Source organism: Nonomuraea fuscirosea (genome assembly GCF_003001935.1).
Lineage (GTDB): Bacteria > Actinomycetota > Actinomycetes > Streptosporangiales > Streptosporangiaceae > Nonomuraea > Nonomuraea fuscirosea.
In genome coordinates this window covers 417,855-434,922 of sequence record NZ_PVNG01000002.1, presented here as the reverse complement: position 1 = coordinate 434,922, position 17,068 = coordinate 417,855, and the positions used below count along the sequence as shown (strand labels likewise).

15 protein-coding genes are annotated in these 17,068 nt (G+C 72.2%); 8 read left to right on the top strand and 7 right to left on the bottom strand.

The window, feature by feature from the left end; all coding sequences use genetic code 11:
* Positions 1-13: 13 nt before the first annotated feature.
* The gene (locus tag B0I32_RS05520; protein ID WP_106235527.1) at positions 14-901 is read right to left on the bottom strand and encodes a Gfo/Idh/MocA family protein; all 888 of its coding nucleotides are present in this window, start codon (positions 899-901) and stop codon (positions 14-16) included.
* A 26-nt stretch (positions 902-927) separates the two neighbouring features.
* Positions 928-1,281, bottom strand: a complete 354-nt coding sequence (locus tag B0I32_RS05515; protein ID WP_106235525.1) for a YrdB family protein — start codon at positions 1,279-1,281, stop codon at positions 928-930.
* 121 nt (positions 1,282-1,402) lie between these two features.
* Between B0I32_RS05515 and B0I32_RS05510 the strand changes: the two genes are divergently transcribed.
* Both B0I32_RS05510 and B0I32_RS05505 read left to right on the top strand, forming a co-directional pair.
* Positions 1,403-2,095 (top strand): TetR/AcrR family transcriptional regulator, encoded by a 693-nt coding sequence (locus tag B0I32_RS05510; RefSeq protein WP_106235523.1) that lies wholly within the window; start codon positions 1,403-1,405, stop codon positions 2,093-2,095.
* Positions 2,096-2,119: 24 nt separating this feature from the next.
* Positions 2,120-2,443, top strand: coding sequence for a PadR family transcriptional regulator (locus B0I32_RS05505; RefSeq protein ID WP_106235521.1), 324 nt, complete (start codon positions 2,120-2,122; stop codon positions 2,441-2,443).
* Positions 2,444-2,597: 154 nt separating this feature from the next.
* Here the strand turns inward: B0I32_RS05505 and B0I32_RS05500 are convergent, their stop codons facing one another.
* The 5 genes from B0I32_RS05500 to ddaH form a co-directional block, all read right to left on the bottom strand.
* On the bottom strand, positions 2,598-3,200 hold the full coding sequence (locus B0I32_RS05500; RefSeq protein ID WP_106236059.1) for a TetR/AcrR family transcriptional regulator: 603 nt from the start codon (positions 3,198-3,200) through the stop codon (positions 2,598-2,600).
* A gap of 10 nt (positions 3,201-3,210) precedes the next feature.
* The gene (locus B0I32_RS05495; protein WP_342751712.1) at positions 3,211-5,619 is read right to left on the bottom strand and encodes a PEP/pyruvate-binding domain-containing protein; all 2,409 of its coding nucleotides are present in this window, start codon (positions 5,617-5,619) and stop codon (positions 3,211-3,213) included.
* On the bottom strand, positions 5,616-6,992 hold the full coding sequence (locus B0I32_RS05490; protein ID WP_106235519.1) for an MDR family MFS transporter: 1,377 nt from the start codon (positions 6,990-6,992) through the stop codon (positions 5,616-5,618). The genes B0I32_RS05495 and B0I32_RS05490 overlap by 4 nt, the downstream gene beginning before the upstream one ends.
* A 226-nt stretch (positions 6,993-7,218) precedes the next feature.
* Positions 7,219-8,925 carry a 2-isopropylmalate synthase gene (leuA, locus tag B0I32_RS05485; protein ID WP_106235517.1) on the bottom strand — a complete coding sequence of 569 codons (1,707 nt, stop codon included), beginning with the start codon at positions 8,923-8,925 and terminating at the stop codon, positions 7,219-7,221.
* A 181-nt stretch (positions 8,926-9,106) separates the two neighbouring features.
* Positions 9,107-9,853, bottom strand: a complete 747-nt coding sequence (ddaH, locus tag B0I32_RS05480; RefSeq protein WP_106235515.1) for a dimethylargininase — start codon at positions 9,851-9,853, stop codon at positions 9,107-9,109.
* A gap of 38 nt (positions 9,854-9,891) precedes the next feature.
* On the opposite strand from ddaH, the gene B0I32_RS05475 reads away from it, so the two are divergent.
* The 6 genes from B0I32_RS05475 to B0I32_RS05450 all read left to right on the top strand — a co-directional run bounded on the left by B0I32_RS05475 (position 9,892) and on the right by B0I32_RS05450 (position 17,040).
* The gene (locus tag B0I32_RS05475) at positions 9,892-10,137 is read left to right on the top strand and encodes a DUF2630 family protein (protein WP_106235513.1); all 246 of its coding nucleotides are present in this window, start codon (positions 9,892-9,894) and stop codon (positions 10,135-10,137) included.
* 185 nt (positions 10,138-10,322) lie between these two features.
* Positions 10,323-11,360 carry a GNAT family N-acetyltransferase gene (locus B0I32_RS05470; protein ID WP_106235511.1) on the top strand — a complete coding sequence of 346 codons (1,038 nt, stop codon included), beginning with the start codon at positions 10,323-10,325 and terminating at the stop codon, positions 11,358-11,360.
* A 51-nt stretch (positions 11,361-11,411) separates the two neighbouring features.
* Positions 11,412-13,601: a glycoside hydrolase family 6 protein gene (locus B0I32_RS05465; protein WP_106235509.1), complete on the top strand. Its 2,190-nt coding sequence runs from the start codon at positions 11,412-11,414 to the stop codon at positions 13,599-13,601.
* Positions 13,602-13,732: 131 nt separating this feature from the next.
* On the top strand, positions 13,733-15,043 hold the full coding sequence (locus B0I32_RS05460) for an MFS transporter (protein WP_219911657.1): 1,311 nt from the start codon (positions 13,733-13,735) through the stop codon (positions 15,041-15,043).
* Positions 15,044-15,052: 9 nt separating this feature from the next.
* Positions 15,053-15,718 (top strand): response regulator transcription factor, encoded by a 666-nt coding sequence (locus B0I32_RS05455; protein WP_106235507.1) that lies wholly within the window; start codon positions 15,053-15,055, stop codon positions 15,716-15,718.
* Positions 15,715-17,040, top strand: coding sequence for a sensor histidine kinase (locus tag B0I32_RS05450; RefSeq protein ID WP_106235505.1), 1,326 nt, complete (start codon positions 15,715-15,717; stop codon positions 17,038-17,040). Before B0I32_RS05455 ends, B0I32_RS05450 begins: the two co-directional genes overlap by 4 nt.
* The last annotated feature ends 28 nt before the right edge of the window (positions 17,041-17,068 follow it).

The following is a 17,068-nucleotide window of genomic DNA, read 5'->3' as shown; positions in this document are numbered from 1 at the left end:
CGGCCGGGGCGGGTCAGGTCGCCTGGGTGACGATCTGCTCGCAGAGGGCGTGGGTGGCCAGCGCGTCGCCCGCGTCGATCCGGCGGCCGTCTCGCACGGCGGCCAGGAACTCCAGGCAGATCTGCTCGATGCCGCGCTGCCTGGCCACCGGCACCCAGTCGGGCCGCCTGGCCAGCCCCTCGCCGCCCTGGTAGTCGACGACGTCGCCGAGGTTGACCACGCGGCGCTTGCGGCCGTCGCCCATCGCCTCGCAGGTCTCCTCGCTCGCGCCGCTCACCCTGTTCATCACGCCGAGTGCGGTGAAACCGTCGCCCGACAGCTCCAGGACGATGTGCTCGATGAGCCCGTCGCGGACGCGGGTCCTGATCGTGGTGCCGGTGACCTCGCCGGGGGCGAGGAACCTGAGCGTGTCGGCGACGTGGATGAAGTCGTCGAAGACGGCCCGGCGCGGGGTGTCGGGCAGGTTGTGCCGGTTCTTCTCCATGACGACCAGATGCCGGGGATGGCCGGCCAGCGAGACGTAGCCGGGGGCGTGGCGGCGGTTGAAGCCGACCATCAGCGACCGGCCGGCGGTCCTGGCCAGGCGTACCATACGCTCGGACTCGGCCAGGGTGTAGGCGATCGGCTTGTCGACGTAGACGTGGATCCCGGCTTCGAGCAGCGGCTCGACGATCTCGGCATGGGCCTCGGTGGCGGCGTGCACGAACGCCGCCTCGACCCCGGCCTTGATCACCTCGTCGACGCGGGTGAACCGGGCGGCGACGCGGTGGGCGTCGCCGAGCCGGTCGAGCCTGGCCTCGTCGCGGGTGCACAGGTGCAGGTCGAGGGCGGGCTGGGCGGCCAGCACGGGCAGGTAGGCCTTCTCCGCGATGTCGCCCAGGCCGATCATGGCTGTCTTCACGCGTCGAGCGTAGCCGTACCGCGCGCTCAGTTCTGGTTCCAGACCAGGCGCAGGAGCGCGTTGACGACGAACAGCGCGGCGAAGACGACGGCGGGGGTGACCAGCCCGGAGGCGTAGAGCGCCAGGGCGCCGCCGCCGAACCAGAGGATCTCCAGGGCGGCGCGGGCCAGGCCGGTCAGCGGGTAGACGGCGTTCTCGCCGCCACCGGCTCCGAACAGCGCCCACGCGCCGATGAACAGGGCCGGTCCGCCGAGCCCGGCCAGCAGCTTGACGGCCCAGTTCGGGCTGAGCGTGAACCCCCAGTACGCGACGGAGGCCAGCACGCCGAGCTCCAGCAGGAACATCAGCAGGGCGTTGGCGTGCTTGGCGAGGGCGAGCATGGGGGCCTCCGTGGTTCAACGTTTCAGGCGTTCACTTAGGAGAGCAATGCTCTCTCAAAAGAGCACCATTCGTCAAGAGCGGTGCTCTCGTTTGCTTGCGGCGCTCTGGTACTGTGCGCACATGACAGCCAGCCGTACCGCCAGAGAACGGGTCAGGGCCGAACTCACCAGAGAGATCACCGACATCGCACGGCGCCGGCTCGCCACCGAAGGGGCGGGCGGCCTGTCACTGCGGGCCGTGGCGCGAGAGATGGGCATGGTCTCCTCGGCCATCTACCGCTATTTCCCGAGCCGCGACGACCTGCTCACCACGCTGATCATCGACGGCTACAACGCGCTCGGCGAGGCCGTCGAGCAGGCCGAGGCGGCGGCCCCGCGCGCCGACCACCTCGGGCGGTGGCTGGCGGCCTGCCACGGCGTGCGCGACTGGGCGGTGGCGCACCCGCACGAATACGCGCTGATCTACGGCTCCCCCGTGCCCGGCTACCAGGCGCCCCAGGACACGATCCCGGCCCGCGTACGCGACCTCACCGTGCTGGCCGGCATCATCCGCGACGCCTGGCAGGCGGGCGCGGTGCGCGCCCCAGAGACGGAGGCGCCGGAGGAACTGGAGCCGGACGCGGCCGCTCTGCGCGAGCTCATGCCGGGCGTCCCCGACGCGGTGATCTGGCGTGCCGTCACCGCGTGGACCGCGATGTACGGCTGGGTCAACTTCGAGGTGTTCGGTCAGTTCGACAACACCATCGAGCACCGGCGCACGGCCTTCGGGCACTCGATGCTGACCATGGCCGAGACGATGGGTCTTGCCCAGTGAACCTCGCTCACTTTTACTGGGTGGATGGCTCGCGGGAACCAAGAGCTCAGCCGCTGCGCGGACGTGGCGCTGCTGGTGCTCATCAGCCTCGCGGAGGGGCAGAAGCACGGATATCGCATGATCGGCGACATCGAGGAGTTCTCGGGGACCTCGCTGGAGCCCGGCACCCTGTACGGGAAGCTGATGCGGCTGGCGGAGGACGGCCTGATCGAGGCCGTGCAGTCGGTGGAGCGGCACCGGCCGTACCGGATCACCGAGGCGGGGCGTGACGCGCTGCGCGAGCAGCTCGACCTGCTGCGCCGGATCGAGCGGGCGGGGGTCGACCGCGTGGCTCTGAAGCCGGCATGACACCCGCACGGCCGCGTCCCCCGAGGCAGGGCGCTCCTCTCGGGCGACCTGCCCACCCCGTCAGCGATCCGCCCGGGGCGGCTTGATCGGGCGACCTGCCCACCCCGTCAGCGGACCGCCCGGGGCGGCTTGATCGGGCGACCTGCCCACCCCCTCAGCGGTCCGCCCGGGGCGGCTTGAACAGCGGGACGAGGACCTCGTCCACGATCTGGACGACGAGGCCGTCGGGGAACGGCAGGCCCTCGAAGAGGAAGTGGTGGCGCAGCAGGGCATGACCGGAGTCGAGGCGGCGCGGCGTGACGTCCGACGACGCCACCTCGCCGCGCTCGACCGCCCGCCGCACCACCTCCTCCATCAGCCGCCTGCCCCTGCCCTGCGTGGTACGCCGCATGGTGCGCAGCGGTGATTCGCCGCGCAGCGCCTCGCCCAGCAGCCCGCGCATCGCCTCGCCCGCCGGGCCCGACAGGGCGTCGGCGGTGATGGTCAGCAGGGCCACCAGATCGTCGCGCAGGTTGCCGGTGTCGGGCGAGGAGCCGGGCGACGGCAGCGACCGGTAGACCGCCTCCATCACCAGCTCGATGCGGCTGGGCCAGCGCCGGTAGAGCGAGGCCTTGCTGGCCCTCGCCCGCTCGGCGACGCCCTCCATGGTCAGCCCGGCGTAACCGACCTCGGACAGCTCGTCAAGCGTGGCCTGGAAGATGGCGGCGCTCAGCGCCTCGCCCCGGCGGCGCGGCTGCTTGCGATGGTCGGTCACCATGGCAGGCATTCTAGGGAGTGGCCGTGACGGTGCCGTTGTCACCGTTGACGGTGACCACCAGGCCGTCTTCGAGCACCGACGTGCCGCGTCCCGTGCCCATCACGGCGGGGATGCCGTACTCCCTGGCGACGATGGCGGCGTGCGAGGCCGCGCCGCCGGTGTCCACGACGACGGCCGCGGCCCGCTGGAACAGCGGGGTCCACGACGGGTTCGTGTACGGGCAGACCAGCACGTCGCCGGACTCCAGCCGGCCGAACTCGGCGACGCTCGCGATCACCTTGACCGGTCCCGTGGCGGTGCCGCCGCCCGCCGCGGTGCCGGTCAGCAGCGCCGGGCCGGGGTCGGTGACGGGATGGACGGCGGCGGGGTCGATAAGCCGCACGCCGGACAGCTCCTCCCGCTTGGACGCCCGCCGCCGGACCAGGTCCCGCAGCCGGGCGGCCGCCGGGTCGTCGGTCCCGCTCAGCGCCTCCAGCTCTTCCAGCCGCAGGTGGAAGACCTCCTCGGAATGGTCGAGCAGGCGCGCGCCGGTCAGCCTGCGGCCCATCTCCAGCAGCGCCCTGCGCATGAGCGGCGCCGGCAGCATGAAGAAGAAGTGGCTGTCCTCCCGGAAGGCCATGCCGTCGTGGGCCGCCGCCACCCGGCGGGCCAGCCGGGGCGACCTCAGCGGGCGCCCGGGCTGCTTCTCGCGCTCTTTCGGCGGCGCCGCGGCCAGCACACCGACCAGGTCGAGCACCACCTCGGGGGCGTCCTCCCAGGTGGGTGAGGAGATCAGGATGGGGCTCGTGGTCTCGCGGTGGCCGTACTCGGCCATGAAGTCCGCCAGCTGGGCGGCGAACTCGGCGGGCGGCTGCTCCGCCTCCAGCGCCCCCGTGCGGCGGGCCGTCTCGGCGAGGCGCTCCAACGCCCGGTTGGCGTCGTCTGTACGGGTACGCGCCCCGAGCATCAGCTCCCGGAACAGCTTCCCGCGGCCGAGCGGCGCGAGCGCCAGCATCAGCCGCAGCAGCGCGACCCCGACGCCCGGCAGGTAGTCGATCCGCAGGTCGGCTATCGGATCCACCAGGCCGAGCGCCTGTCTGGGCACCTGCCGCAGCTCCTTCCACGGCATCGTCCCGACGTCGCGGGCGCGCAGCTGGTCGACGTCCCTCAGGTACGCCTGGAAGCGGGGGTCCTCGGTCCAGCGGGCGGGGTCGTACCTCCATGCCTTGGCCAGCGCCCGGAACGGCGCCGTCAGCACCCTCGGGGTCAGGCTCGGCTTGACCGGTTCGATCCGGTAGACGACGCCGTCCTCCTCCTGAAGGGCGTTGTGGATCGGGTTACGGATGCCGTACGCGGCGAACACCTTGCTCATCTGCCCCGCGGGGCCGTCGGGCAGCCACGAGGACATGTCCATCGGGTACGGCCGCACGGGCACGTACTCGAGCAGGACCTCGGCCGTGCGGCGCCGTATCCCGTCGAGCGGGCCCACGGGAGGCGGCGGGAGGGCGGTCATGGGGCGGGCCTGAAGCAGGTGGAGCCGGCCCGCCACGTATGCCCACTCGATGTCCTGCGGCCGCCCGAAGGCCTCGGCCACCCGCCGTCCCAGTCCGGCCAGCTCCCGTAACACCTCGTCGGACAGCAGCGCGGCGGTGCCCTCGACCGGCCCCCGCTCGGCCCGGGCACCGGCCGCGCCGCCGGTCCGCGCGTCCGCCTGCGCCCCGGCAGGGCTCCCGGCGGTCTCCGCGGCGCTCTCGTGCACGACTCCCCCGCCGGCGGCGCTGCGGACCACGACCTCCCCGCGTCCCGGCGTGAACTCCACCACCTCCCCCGACGGCCGCAGCACGTAGTGGTCGGGGGTGACCAGCCCGGACACGACCGCCTCCCCCAGCCCGCGGCCGGCGTCGACGACGAACTGCTCGCGGTCGCCCGTGACGGGGTTCGCGGTGAACATCACCCCGGCCGTCTCGGCCTCCACCATGCGCTGCACGACCACCGCGATCCGCACCTCGGAGTCGTCCAGGCGCAGCCGGGCCCGGTAGGAGACGGCGCGGTCGGTCCAGAGCGAGCCCCAGCAACGGCGTACCGCGTCGAGCAGCGCGTCCTCACCGACCACGTTGAGGTAGGTGTCCTGCTGGCCGGCGAAGGCCGCCCCCGGCAGGTCCTCGGCGGTCGCGCTCGACCGCACGGCCACCGGCCCGCCGCCGAGCGTCGCGTAGGCGCCGGTGATCGCCTCCCGCAGCTCCTCGGGCGGCTCAACGCTCTCGAAGTGCTCGCGCGTATCGTGGTCGCGGGCGACCAGCTCGTACGCGTGCGTGGTGATCACGAACCCGTCGGGCACCGGAAAGCCGTGCCGGACGAGCTCGCCCAGGTTGGCGCCCTTGCCTCCGGCCATGGCCAGATCGGCGCGCCCGAAGGCGTTCAGGGGTGCGACCAGTTTCACTGTCTCTCCTCGACGTAGGCGGTGGTGCGGAGCGGGCGCGCCGGCAGGACCAGGGCCAGGAAGAACGCCACGACCAGCAGCGGCGCCATGGCGGCGAACACGGGCGGCACGGCCGCGGCGAACGCCTCGCGCACGCCGGCGGGCAGCGTGGCGGGGCTGCTCCCCGAGATGCCCGACCGCATGGTGATCAGCGCGCCGACCAGTGCGACCCCGGCGGACGCGCCGATCTGCCGCAGGAACGTCACCGCCGAGGTGGCGGCGCCCAGGTCGGCGTACGGGACGGCGTTCTGTGCGGCCATCACCATGACCTGCATGACCAGGCCCACGCCCAGCCCGGTCAGTGCCATCCCCCCCACGAGGCCGACCGGCGAGGCGCCGGCGAGGCCGATGAGCCCGAGCCCGGCCGCCGCGACGACGGTGCCCGCGACGGGATACGGCTTGTAGACGCCGGTCCTGGTGATGAGCCGGCCGGAGACGATGGTGGTGACGAGCACGCCGCCCATGAGCGCGGTCACCATCAGCCCGGCCCGCGTGGCGCTCGTGTGCAGCGCGATCTGCGCGTACGCCGGAAGGTACGACACCGCGCCGAACAACGCGAACCCGATGACGAAACTGATCGCCACCGGCACCGCGAACGCCCGGTCCCTGAACAGCCGCAGCGGCAGGACCGGGTCGACCGCGTACCGGGCGCTGACCAGCCAGCCGGCCACCCCGGCCGCCGTCAGGCCGAGGTAGGCGAGGTTGCCGCTCTCCCCCAGCAGGACGACGCCCACGACGGCGACGCCCAGCGTGACGGCGCCCGCCACGTCGAGCGGCGCCCGGCCGACGGGTCTCGGCAGCTTCAGCGTGGCGGTCAGCACGGTCAGCGCGAGCAGCCCCAGGGGCGGGTAGATGGCGAAGATCCACCGCCAGCTCAACTGGTCGATGAAGAACCCGCCGACGAGCGGGCCGCCCACCGCCGCCACCACGTACGCGGCCCCGATGAGCCCCAGGTAGCGGCCCCGCTCGCGCGGGCTCACCACCTCCCCGATGATCGCCTGCGCCCCGATCATCAATCCGCCCCCGCCGATGCCCTGGACCGCGCGGAAAGCGATGAACTGCGGCATCGACGTGGCCAGCCCGCACAGGACGGCCCCGGCGACGAAGATGAGGATGGCGGCCTGCATGACAGGCTTGCGGCCGTAGCGGTCGCCGAGCTTGCCGTAGAGCGGCATGACGACGGTGGCGGCGACGAGGTAGGCGCTGATGACGACGGACATCTGGTCGAGCCCGCCCAGCCCGGCCGCCACGGCGGGCAGCGCGGGCGCCATGATCGTCTGATCGAGCGCGCCGAGCAGCATGCACAACATCAGCCCCGACAGCACGAGCACCATGGCCGCTCCTTAGAGAACGCGTCGTTCTCTAAGGAGCATAGATTCCCTCCCATAGAAACGCAACGTTCACTACCCGGTCATCATTCTTACCGGAGGCGAAAGGCGGGCGAGAGGTACGTCTCGACGGCGGAAGGGGAGGGCCCGTGACACCTCCCGGCGAGCGGGCGGGCTCAGGGCATGGGAAAGCCCGAGCCCTCGTCACCATGAGGGCTCGGGCTTCGAGAAGTCAGCGGGAGGCGCGGTTGACCGCGGAGATGATGGCCTTGAGCGAGGCCGTCGTGGTGTTGGCGTCGACGCCCACACCCCACAGCACCTGCCCGTCGACCTCGCACTCCAGGTAGGACGCCGCCTTGGCGTCGCTGCCCGCGCTCATCGCGTGCTCCACGTAGTCGAGCACCCGCACCTGGATGCCGACGCCCGAGATCGCGTCGACGAAGGCCGAGATGGGGCCGTTGCCGGTGCCCTCGATCTCGCGGATCTCCCCGTCGAGGCGGATGTCGGCGCCGATGCGGTCCTTGTCGTCCACCGTGGAGGCGTGGCGGTGGGCCATGAGGCTCAGGCGGCCCCACCGGTTGGCCGGGTTGGGCAGGTATTCGTCGCGGAAGATCTCGAACATGGCGGCGGGGCTGATCTCGCCGCCCTCGCTGTCGGTGCGCGCCTGCACGACCCTGGAGAACTCGATCTGCAGCCGGCGCGGCAGGTCGAGCTGGTGGTCGGCCTTCATGATGTAGGCGACCCCGCCCTTGCCCGACTGGCTGTTGACCCGGATGACCGCCTCGTAGGAGCGGCCGATGTCCTTCGGGTCGATCGGCAGGTACGGCACCGCCCAGGTGAACTGCTCGACCGGCACGCCGGCCGCCGCGGCGTCGCGTTCGAGGTGCTCGAAGCCCTTCTTGATGGCGTCCTGGTGGGAGCCGGAGAAGGCGGTGTAGACCAGCTCGCCGCCCCACGGGTGACGCGGGTGCACGGGCAGCTGGTTGCAGTATTCGGTGACCCGGCGGATCTCGTCGATGTCACTGAAGTCGATCTGGGGGTCGACGCCCTGGGAGAACAGGTTCATGCCCAGGGTGACCAGGCAGACGTTGCCGGTGCGCTCGCCGTTGCCGAACAGGCAGCCCTCGATCCGGTCGGCGCCCGCCATGTAGCCCAGCTCGGCGGCGGCCACGGCGGTGCCGCGGTCGTTGTGCGGATGCAGCGACAGGACGATCGAGTCGCGGTGGGCGAGGTTGCGGTGCATCCACTCGATCTGGTCGGCGTAGACGTTGGGGGTGGCCATCTCGACGGTGGCCGGCAGGTTGATGATGACCTTGCGGTCGGGGGTCGGCTGCCACACCTCGTTGACCGCGTCGCACACCTCGACCGCGTAGTCCAGCTCGGTGCCGGTGAACGACTCGGGCGAGTACTGGAAGCGGACGTCGACGTCGGAGGCGTCGGCGAGCTTCTTGACCAGCTTGGCGCCCTCGACCGCGATGGCGGTGATGCCGTCCTTGTCCTGGCCGAAGACCACCCGGCGCTGGAGGGTGGAGGTCGAGTTGTACAGGTGGACGATCGCCTGCTTCGCGCCCTGGATCGACTCGAAGGTGCGCTCGATGAGCTCGGGCCTGGCCTGCGTCAGCACCTGGATGACCACGTCGCCGGGGATGCGGTCCTCTTCGATGATCTGGCGGACGAAGTCGAAGTCGGTCTGCGAGGCGGCCGGGAAACCCACCTCGATCTCCTTGTAGCCCATGCGTACCAGCAGCTCGAACATCTGCAGCTTGCGGTGGGAGTCCATCGGGTCGATCAGGGCCTGGTTGCCGTCACGCAGGTCGACGGCGCACCATCGGGGCGCCTCGGTGATGACCTTGCCGGGCCAGGTGCGGTCGGCCAGCCGGACGGGCTGATACGGCTGATAGCGATGGATCGGCATGCGGCTGGGCTGCTGAGCGGTCATGTCTGCTGCTCCTCGTCGGTCTCGAAAAGAAAGCGGCCGACGCGCACGACTCGCTCCGCGGCGAGGGAGCCGGCCTTAGAGGCCCCCGCCGCGGCAGCTAAGAAGGAGACCGCGCAGCATGCCATGAACGGTATCAGACGTCTCGCCGTGGACCGTCCAGCATCTCAGATCCTGAGAAGGCTCAGTCGGCGACCAGGACACTGAGGCAGGTCACGCAGCCTTCCAGCTTCTCGTACTCCGAGATATCCACCTTCGTCACGAAAAATCCGCGCTTTTCGAGCATTGCGGCGGTCTGCGGGGCTGACGCGGCCAGCAGCACCCGGTCCTCGCCCAGCACCACCACGTGCGCGCCCGCCGGCTCCTCCGGCACCAGCAGGCCGGGCAGGTCCACCTGGTCCGGGTCCCCGATCAGCGTCCCGTCGGGCAGCGCGGTCACCGCCGACTTCAGGTGCAGCACGCCGCGCAGCTCCACGGGCACGACGCTGCGCTCGGGCAGGAGGGCGGTCAGCTGCCTGATGCCGTCGGCGTCGGTGCGGGCGGACCTGCCGACGTACACGGTGGGGCCAACCTGGAGCACGTCGCCGCCGTCCAGCGTGCCGGGCGGCGTGATCCGGACCGACTTGACGCCCAGCTCCCGCACGGCCCGGGCCACCGACTCCACCTCGGGCCGCCGTTCCGGCGCCCCCGGCCTGGTCAGCACGGCCAGCCTTCCCGACATCACCACCGCGTCCTCCACGAACGGCGCGTCGGGCAGGTCGTCGGCGGGCGGGACGTACACGGGACGCCATCCGTTCGCGGCCAGCGCCGCCACGTAGGCATCGTGCTGGACGGCGGCCCGCTCGTGATCCACGGGCTCTCTGGTCAGATGGGTGACGATTCCTTCGGCGATTCTGGGGCCGGGCTTTCTTACCAGCGCGATACCAGACATAGGGCGTGTTCTATCACGAGGTGATTAGAGTCTTGGGCATGCGGGACGACGAAATTCTCACCAGGATCAGCGCACTGGTCACCGAGGAGCACGACCTGCGCGACAAGCTGCGCTCCGGCGACGTGACCACGGACCAGGAACACGCACGCATCAAGGAGCTGGAGACGGCCCTCGACCAGTGCTGGGACCTGCTCAGGCAGCGCCGCGCCAGGCGCAACGCGGGCGATGACCCCGACGGCGCCGCCGCCCGCCCCGCCGGCGAGGTGGAGAACTACCGCCAGTAGAACCACGGGCTGAGAGCCGCCGCCGGCAGGAGAGGCGGAGAGTCGCCGCGGGTAGCACCACCGCCGCCGGTAGCACCAGAGGGGGAGAGCTTCCGCGGGTGCGCGGGTGGTGGAGTGCCACGCGCCACGACGGTTCCCCGGAAAACCATTCGCCCTGGCGAAGGCGCGTGCGTTTGGCTACGGGCATGCGGATCCAGCCCATTCCCATCCCCGACCGGCCGGGCGCCGGCGGCACCCGCCCCCGGGAGGACGACCTCGTCGCCGGCCTGCACGCGGCGTACACGGCGGCCACCGCGGGCATCCCCGGGCCCGGGCTGTCCCTCGCCCGGTTCCACCGCGACGTCTGCGCGCACACGCCCTCCGCCCGGGCCGAGGCCTGGGCGCTGGTCGACGGCGAGGACGACGGCGGCAGCGGCAGCGGCGGCGGCGGCAAGGTCGCCGGCGGCTACGCCCTGTCGCTGCCCACCTCCGACAACCCCCACATGGCCTGGATCTTCCCCCTCGCCGTACGCCCTGAGCAGCAGGGCCACGGCCACGGCTCGGCCCTCTTCGAGCACGCCCTCGACCGCCTGCGCGCCCATGGCAGGAGCCTGCTCCTCACCGACACCCCGGTCGCCGGCCCGGGCACCCCCTTCGCCCGCGCGCGCGGCATGACGGTGGGGCACGTGCGGGCGCGCAACGTGCTCGACCTGCGCACGGCCGACTGGACGGCGCTGCGGGCCATGTGTCCCCAGGTCGAGGGCTACAGCCTGGAGAGCTGGATCGGCCCGGCGACGCCGGGGCTGCTGCCCGACCTCGCGGCGGTCATGGCCGGCATGAACGACGCCCCGCGCGACGGCGACGTCGGCGACATCGACTACGGCATCGACCGCGTGCGCGCCTACGAGGAACGCATCCCGGACGGCGAGGAGACCTGCTACACCACGATCGCCCGCCGCGACCGCGACGGCGCCCCCGCCGGATACACCCGCATCTTCGTCTCGACCGACCGCACCGGCGGCTGGGCCGATCAGGGGGACACGACCGTGTCGCGCGAGCACCGGGGCCACCGCCTGGGCCTGGCGCTCAAGCTCGCCAACCTGTTCCTCCTGCGGGAGCACGAGCCCGCGATCGAGCGCGTCATCACCTGGAACGCCACCTCCAACGCCCACATGCTCGCCATCAACGAGGCCATGGGGTTCGTGCTCTTCGACGAGTGGAACGACCTGCGGCTGTCGCTGTAGCCGGCCGGACGGCATGGATCTTCCGTTGACTCCTTGGTTAACTGGCCGCCTATGACCGTGCAGGCACTGAGAGACGACGATCCGCGGCAGGCAGGGCCGTACGCGCTGCTCGGGCGGCTGGGCGAGGGCGGCATGGGGGTCGTCTACCTGGGCCGGGGGCCTGACGGCGGCCAGGTGGCGGTCAAGCTGATCCACGCCAGGATGGACGCGGACGCGGGCTTCAGGCGGCGTTTCGCGCGCGAGGTGGCCGCGGCCAAGCGGGTGGCCCGCTTCTGCACCGCGCCCGTGCTGGACGCCGAGGTGGAGGGCGAGACGGCCTACCTCGTCACCGAATACGTCGAGGGCCCCAGCCTCGCGGACGCCGTGCGCGACTCGGGCCCGCTGACGGGCTCGGCCCTCGACGGGCTGGCCGCGGCGATGGCGATGGCCCTGCGCGCCATCCACGGGGCCGGGGTCGTGCACCGCGATCTCAAGCCGTCGAACGTGCTGCTGTCGCAGGTCGGGCCCAAGGTCATCGACTTCGGGATCGCCCGGCTGGCGGGGTCCGAGGTGAGCAGCGCGATCGTGGGGACGCCGTCGTACATGTCGCCCGAGCAGGTGTCGGGCTCCGCCATCGGCCCGGCCTCCGACATCTTCTCCTGGGGCTGCACGGTCGCCTTCGCCGCCGGGGGCGTGCCGCCGTTCGGTTCCGGCTCGATCCCGACGATCCTGCTGCGCATCGTCAACGAGCCGCCTGAGCTGCGCGGCCTGTCGGGGCCGCTGCGCGAGCTGGTGCTGGCGTCCCTGACCAAGAACCCCGGCCGGCGCCCGACGGCCCAGGAGCTGATGGACCGGCTGAGCTCCGCCAACCTCACCACCGCCGGCCAGGAACCCACCCCGGCCTCCACGCCCCCGCCCTCCGGCACGGCCCCGCCGCCGTCCGGCACGGCCCGGCCGCCGGTCGACGCGGCCCCGCCGCCGGTCGACGCGGCCCCCGACACCGAGCCCCGCACCTCCCCGCAGGCGCGGCGCAGGCTTCTGGTCGCGGGCACCGCCGTGGTGCTGGTCGTCGCCGGCGTCTCGGCGGCCCTCGTTCTGCGCGGGCAGGGCTTCCCGGCCGCCAGGACCACGCCGCCCGCCGGCACCACCCAGGCCGCCGGAACCACGACGGACGCCGGCACCCCGCAGCCGACCGGCACTCCTCAGGCGACCGGCACCACGACCGGGCAGACCCCGGCCACCCGCCAGAACCCCCTCAGAGCCGCCCAGAACGTGCCGTTCTACGCCCCCGATGAGCCCAACGCCTCCCGTCAGGCCGAACTCTGGGAGAAGGACCGCCCGCGGGACGCCGCCCTCATGCGGAAACTCGCCGCGGTCCCCTACGCCATCCGGCTCGGCGAGCCGGAGGTCCGCGCGAAGGTGGACGCCGCGATCACGGCCGCGGCGCAGGAGGGCGGCGTCCCCGTCTTCCTGGTCAACCGCATGCCCGGCAGCGACTGCCGCCGCCCGGCGAGCGCCGCCGACATGGCCGCGTACCAGGAGTGGATCAGCGGCATCGCGCGCCAGATCGGACCTGCCGCGGCGGTGGTCGTCCTGGAGCCCTCCAGCCTGGTCAAGCTGCCCGGCGCGAAGAACTGCCCGCTGCCCGACGACGACGGCCGGCGCTTCCGCGACCTGCGCCAGGCGGTACGGAGCCTGAAGGCCGGCCCGCGCACGGCCGTCTACCTCGACGGCGGCCAGGCGCTCTATCCGGGTACCGAGACGATGGCCGGGCGGCTCATCGGCGCGGGTGTGGACGAGGCCGACGGCTTCATCGTCAACACCTCCGCCTACACGGCCACGGACAAGAGCGTCGCGTACGGCGAGGAGTTGTCCGCCTGCATCGCCGTGCGCCTGAAGACGAAGGGGACCGGCTGCCCGAAGGACGCCGACGTCGACCCCGCCTCCATGCCGCACTTCGTCGTGGACACCTCCAGGAACGGCCGCGGCTCATGGGCCCCGGACAAGCACTACGAGGACCCGCAGACCTGGTGCAACCCGCCGGGCAGGGGCGTCGGCGAGCGGCCGACGACGGACACGGGCAAGGACCTGGTGGACGCCTATCTCTGGGTGGCCAGACCGGGCACCTCCGACGGCCGCTGCCGGCGGGGCACGAGCGGGAGCAAGGACCCCGAGCGCGGCGTCGAGGCGCCGGAGGCGGGCCAGTGGTGGGACGCCCTGGCGCTGGAAAGGGCGAAGAACGCCGGCCCAGCGTTGCGCTGAGGTAATGCACGCGTAAGAACGCCATGTTAAGCGCACGTTAGATCTGACGCCCGCTCCCTTGTCCGAACATCCTTCTGACGTAAGGCTCTGGCCAGCAGCTACTCCCCCCAGAGGCCCCCCGGAGGTATTTCGTGAGCAAGGCGCGCGTGCCGTGGAAAGCCGTGCTCGGCGGCTCGGTCGGCAACATGGTCGAATGGTATGACTGGTTCGTCTACAGCAGTTTCGCCGTCTATTTCGCCGCTTCTTTCTTCCCCGACGGAAACGACACGGCGAAGCTGCTCAACACCGCCGCGATCTTCGCCGTCGGCTTCTTCATGCGCCCGCTCGGCGGCTGGCTGCTCGGCCGCTACGCCGACAGGAAGGGCCGCAAGGCGGCGCTCACGCTCACCGTCACGCTGATGTCGGCCAGCGCGCTGCTGATCGCCATCGCCCCGACGTACGAGTCGGTCGGTTACTTCGGCGCGCTCGTGCTGGTGGTGGCGCGTCTGCTCCAGGGCCTGTCGGTCGGCGGCGAGTACGCGGCCAGCGCCACCTACCTCACCGAGGCCACCCCGCGCGGCCGGCGCGGCTTCGCCTCCAGCTTCCAGTACGTCTCCATGACCGCCGGCCAGCTCGTCGGCCTCGGCCTGCAGATCATCCTGCAGAACACGATGACGAAGGAGGCGCTGAGCTCCTACGGCTGGCGCATCCCGTTCGTGGTCGGCGCGCTGGCCGCCGCGGTCGTGTTCTACCTGCGCCGCAGCCTGCTGGAGACGGAGGCGTACGACGAGGAGGAGCGCGAGACCTCGCGGGGCCGCGGCACGATCGCGGAGTTGCTCGCCCACAAGAAGGAGGCGCTGCTGGTCATCGCGCTGACGATGGGCGGCACGGTCGCGTACTACACCTACACCACGTATCTCACCAAGTACCTGTCGAACACGGCGGGCCTGGCCAAGGAGACGGCCACGCTGGTGAGCTTCTCCGCGCTGTTCATCTTCATGTGCCTGCAGCCGCTGGCGGGCGGGCTGTCGGACCGGATCGGGCGCCGGCCGCTGCTGATCACATTCGGCATCGGGTCGATGGTGGGCACGGTGCCGCTGATGACCGCGCTCGGCGGGGTGCAGGGCTTCGGCGGCGGCCTGGCGCTGTCGCTGATCGGCCTGATCATCGTCACCGGCTACACCTCGATCAACGCGGTGGTCAAGGCCGAGCTCTTCCCGACGCACGTGCGCGCGCTCGGCGTCGCGCTCCCGTACGCGATCGCGAACGCCCTGTTCGGCGGCACCGCCGAGTACGTGGCACTGTGGTTCAAGGACAGCGGCATCGAGTCCGGCTTCTTCTGGTACGTCTCCGGCTGCGCCGCCGTCTCCCTCATCGTCTACCTCACCATGCGCGAGACCAGGGACGCCGCGCTCTCCCGCGCCGAGCGGTCCACGGCGGAGTCGGTGCCGACGCGCGTCTAACCTGACGGCATGCGAGTTCTCCTGGTCGAGGACGACGATCGGCTCGCGTCCGCGCTCACCACGGCCCTCGACCGGCACGGCCACCAGGTCACCAGGGCGGGCCTGGCCGTCGACGCCCTCCGCCTGGCGGGGGGCGCCGACTTCGTCCTGCTGGACCTGGGCCTGCCGGACATGGACGGGCTCGACGTGCTGCGCCGCCTGCGCCGGGTCTCGGCGGTGCCGCTGATCGTGGTCACGGCCCGCACCGAGGAGCGCGAGGTGCTGCGCGGGCTGCGGTCGGGGGCGGACGACTACCTGGTCAAGCCGTTCCGTACGGTCGAGCTGATGGCACGCATGGAGGCGGTGGTCCGGCGCGGCACCCGCCCGCGCCCGCCGCGCGACGACGTGGTGAGCGTCGGCGACGTCCGCATCGATCTGGAGTACCGGCAGGTCACGGTGGCCGGAGAGCCGGTGACGCTGACCCGGCGCGAGTTCGACCTGCTGGCGATGCTGGCCCGCGAGCCGGGCGTGGTGCGCGGCAGGGAGGAGATCCTCGACGAGATCTGGGGCGACCCGCTGCTGTCGGCCTCCCGCTCGCTCGACGTGCACGTGGCCAACCTGCGCTCCAAGACCGGCCGCCCCGCTCTGGTGGAGACGCTGCGCGGGACCGGCTACCGGCTGGGCTCGACGGCGTGAACTCGCGGCTGGTGGTCACGTTCACGACGCTGATCGTGTTCCTGGTGGCGGCGCTGGCGGTGCCGCTGGGCCTGGCCTACGCCTCCCATCGGACGAACCGCCTGCTGCTCGACCGCCGCGCCGACGCCACCCGCTTCGCGGAGCTGGCCGACCAGGCGGCGCGGGAGGACGACCGCACAGGGCTGCTGTCCGAGATCACCCGCTACGCCGACCTGTACGGCGCCGCCGTCCGCGTACGGGACCGCGACGGCTCGATCCTGCTGACCGCCGGCAGCTTCACCGCCGACGACGGCGACGCCCTGCGCCTGGCGTTGTCCGGCCGCACCACCGAGGACCTGCCCACGATCAGCCCGTTCGGCCCCGGCACGGTGCTGCTGGCCGAGCCGGCCGGCCGGGACGCGCAACTGTCGGGGGTGGTGCTGCTGCAGGCTCCCGCCGGCCGGGCCCGCCTGGAGGTGACCCTGGTCTGGGCCGCGCTGGCGCTGGGCGCGCTGCTGATGCTGGGCGTCTCGACGGTGGCGGCCAGGCGGCTGGCGCGCTGGATCCTGCGTCCGGTCACCGAGCTGGACCGCACCACGCGGGCCATCGCGCAGGGCCGGATGGACGCGCGGGCGCATCCGGGGGCGGGCCCGTCCGAGCTGCGGCGGCTGGAGGAGCGCTTCAACGCGATGGCGGACGCGGTCGCCGGCGCGATGGAGCGGCAGCGGGCGTTCGTGGCCGACGCCTCGCACGAGCTGCGGACGCCGCTCACGGTGCTGAGCCTGCGGCTGGAGAACCTGGAGCCGCATCTGCGCGCCGAGGGGACGGCCGAGTTCGAGGAGGCGATGGCCGAGCTGGACCGGCTGGCGTTGCTGGTCGAGGACCTGCTGGTGCTGGCCAGGGTGGAGGCGGGCGCGGGGGTCGAGGGCAAGGAGGTCGCGCTGGCGCCGCGGCTAGGGGTGTGGCGGGAGGTGTACGCGGCGAAGGACGTCCGGCTGACCACCGACATTCCCGAAATGTCGGTCGTTCCCGAGGCGGCGGCCAGGATCGCCGACATCGCCCTCGACAACGCGCAGAAGTTCGTCCCCGCCGGCGGCACCGTGACCGTCACCCTGCGCGACGGCGTGCTGCGAGTGACCGACGACGGGCCCGGGCTGAGCGAGGAGGAACGCTCGGAGGCACAGGCTCGCTTCTGGCGGTCCGGGGCCCACGCGAACGTGCCCGGCAGCGGCCTGGGCCTGGCCATCGCCGCCGAACTGGCCAGAGCCTGCGGGGCCACGCTGGAACTGCTCCCGGCCGAGCCGCACGGCCTTATGGTCGAGCTCCGCCTCCCCGACCCGTGACCACCTCCCGGGCCGGATTCTGCCCGCC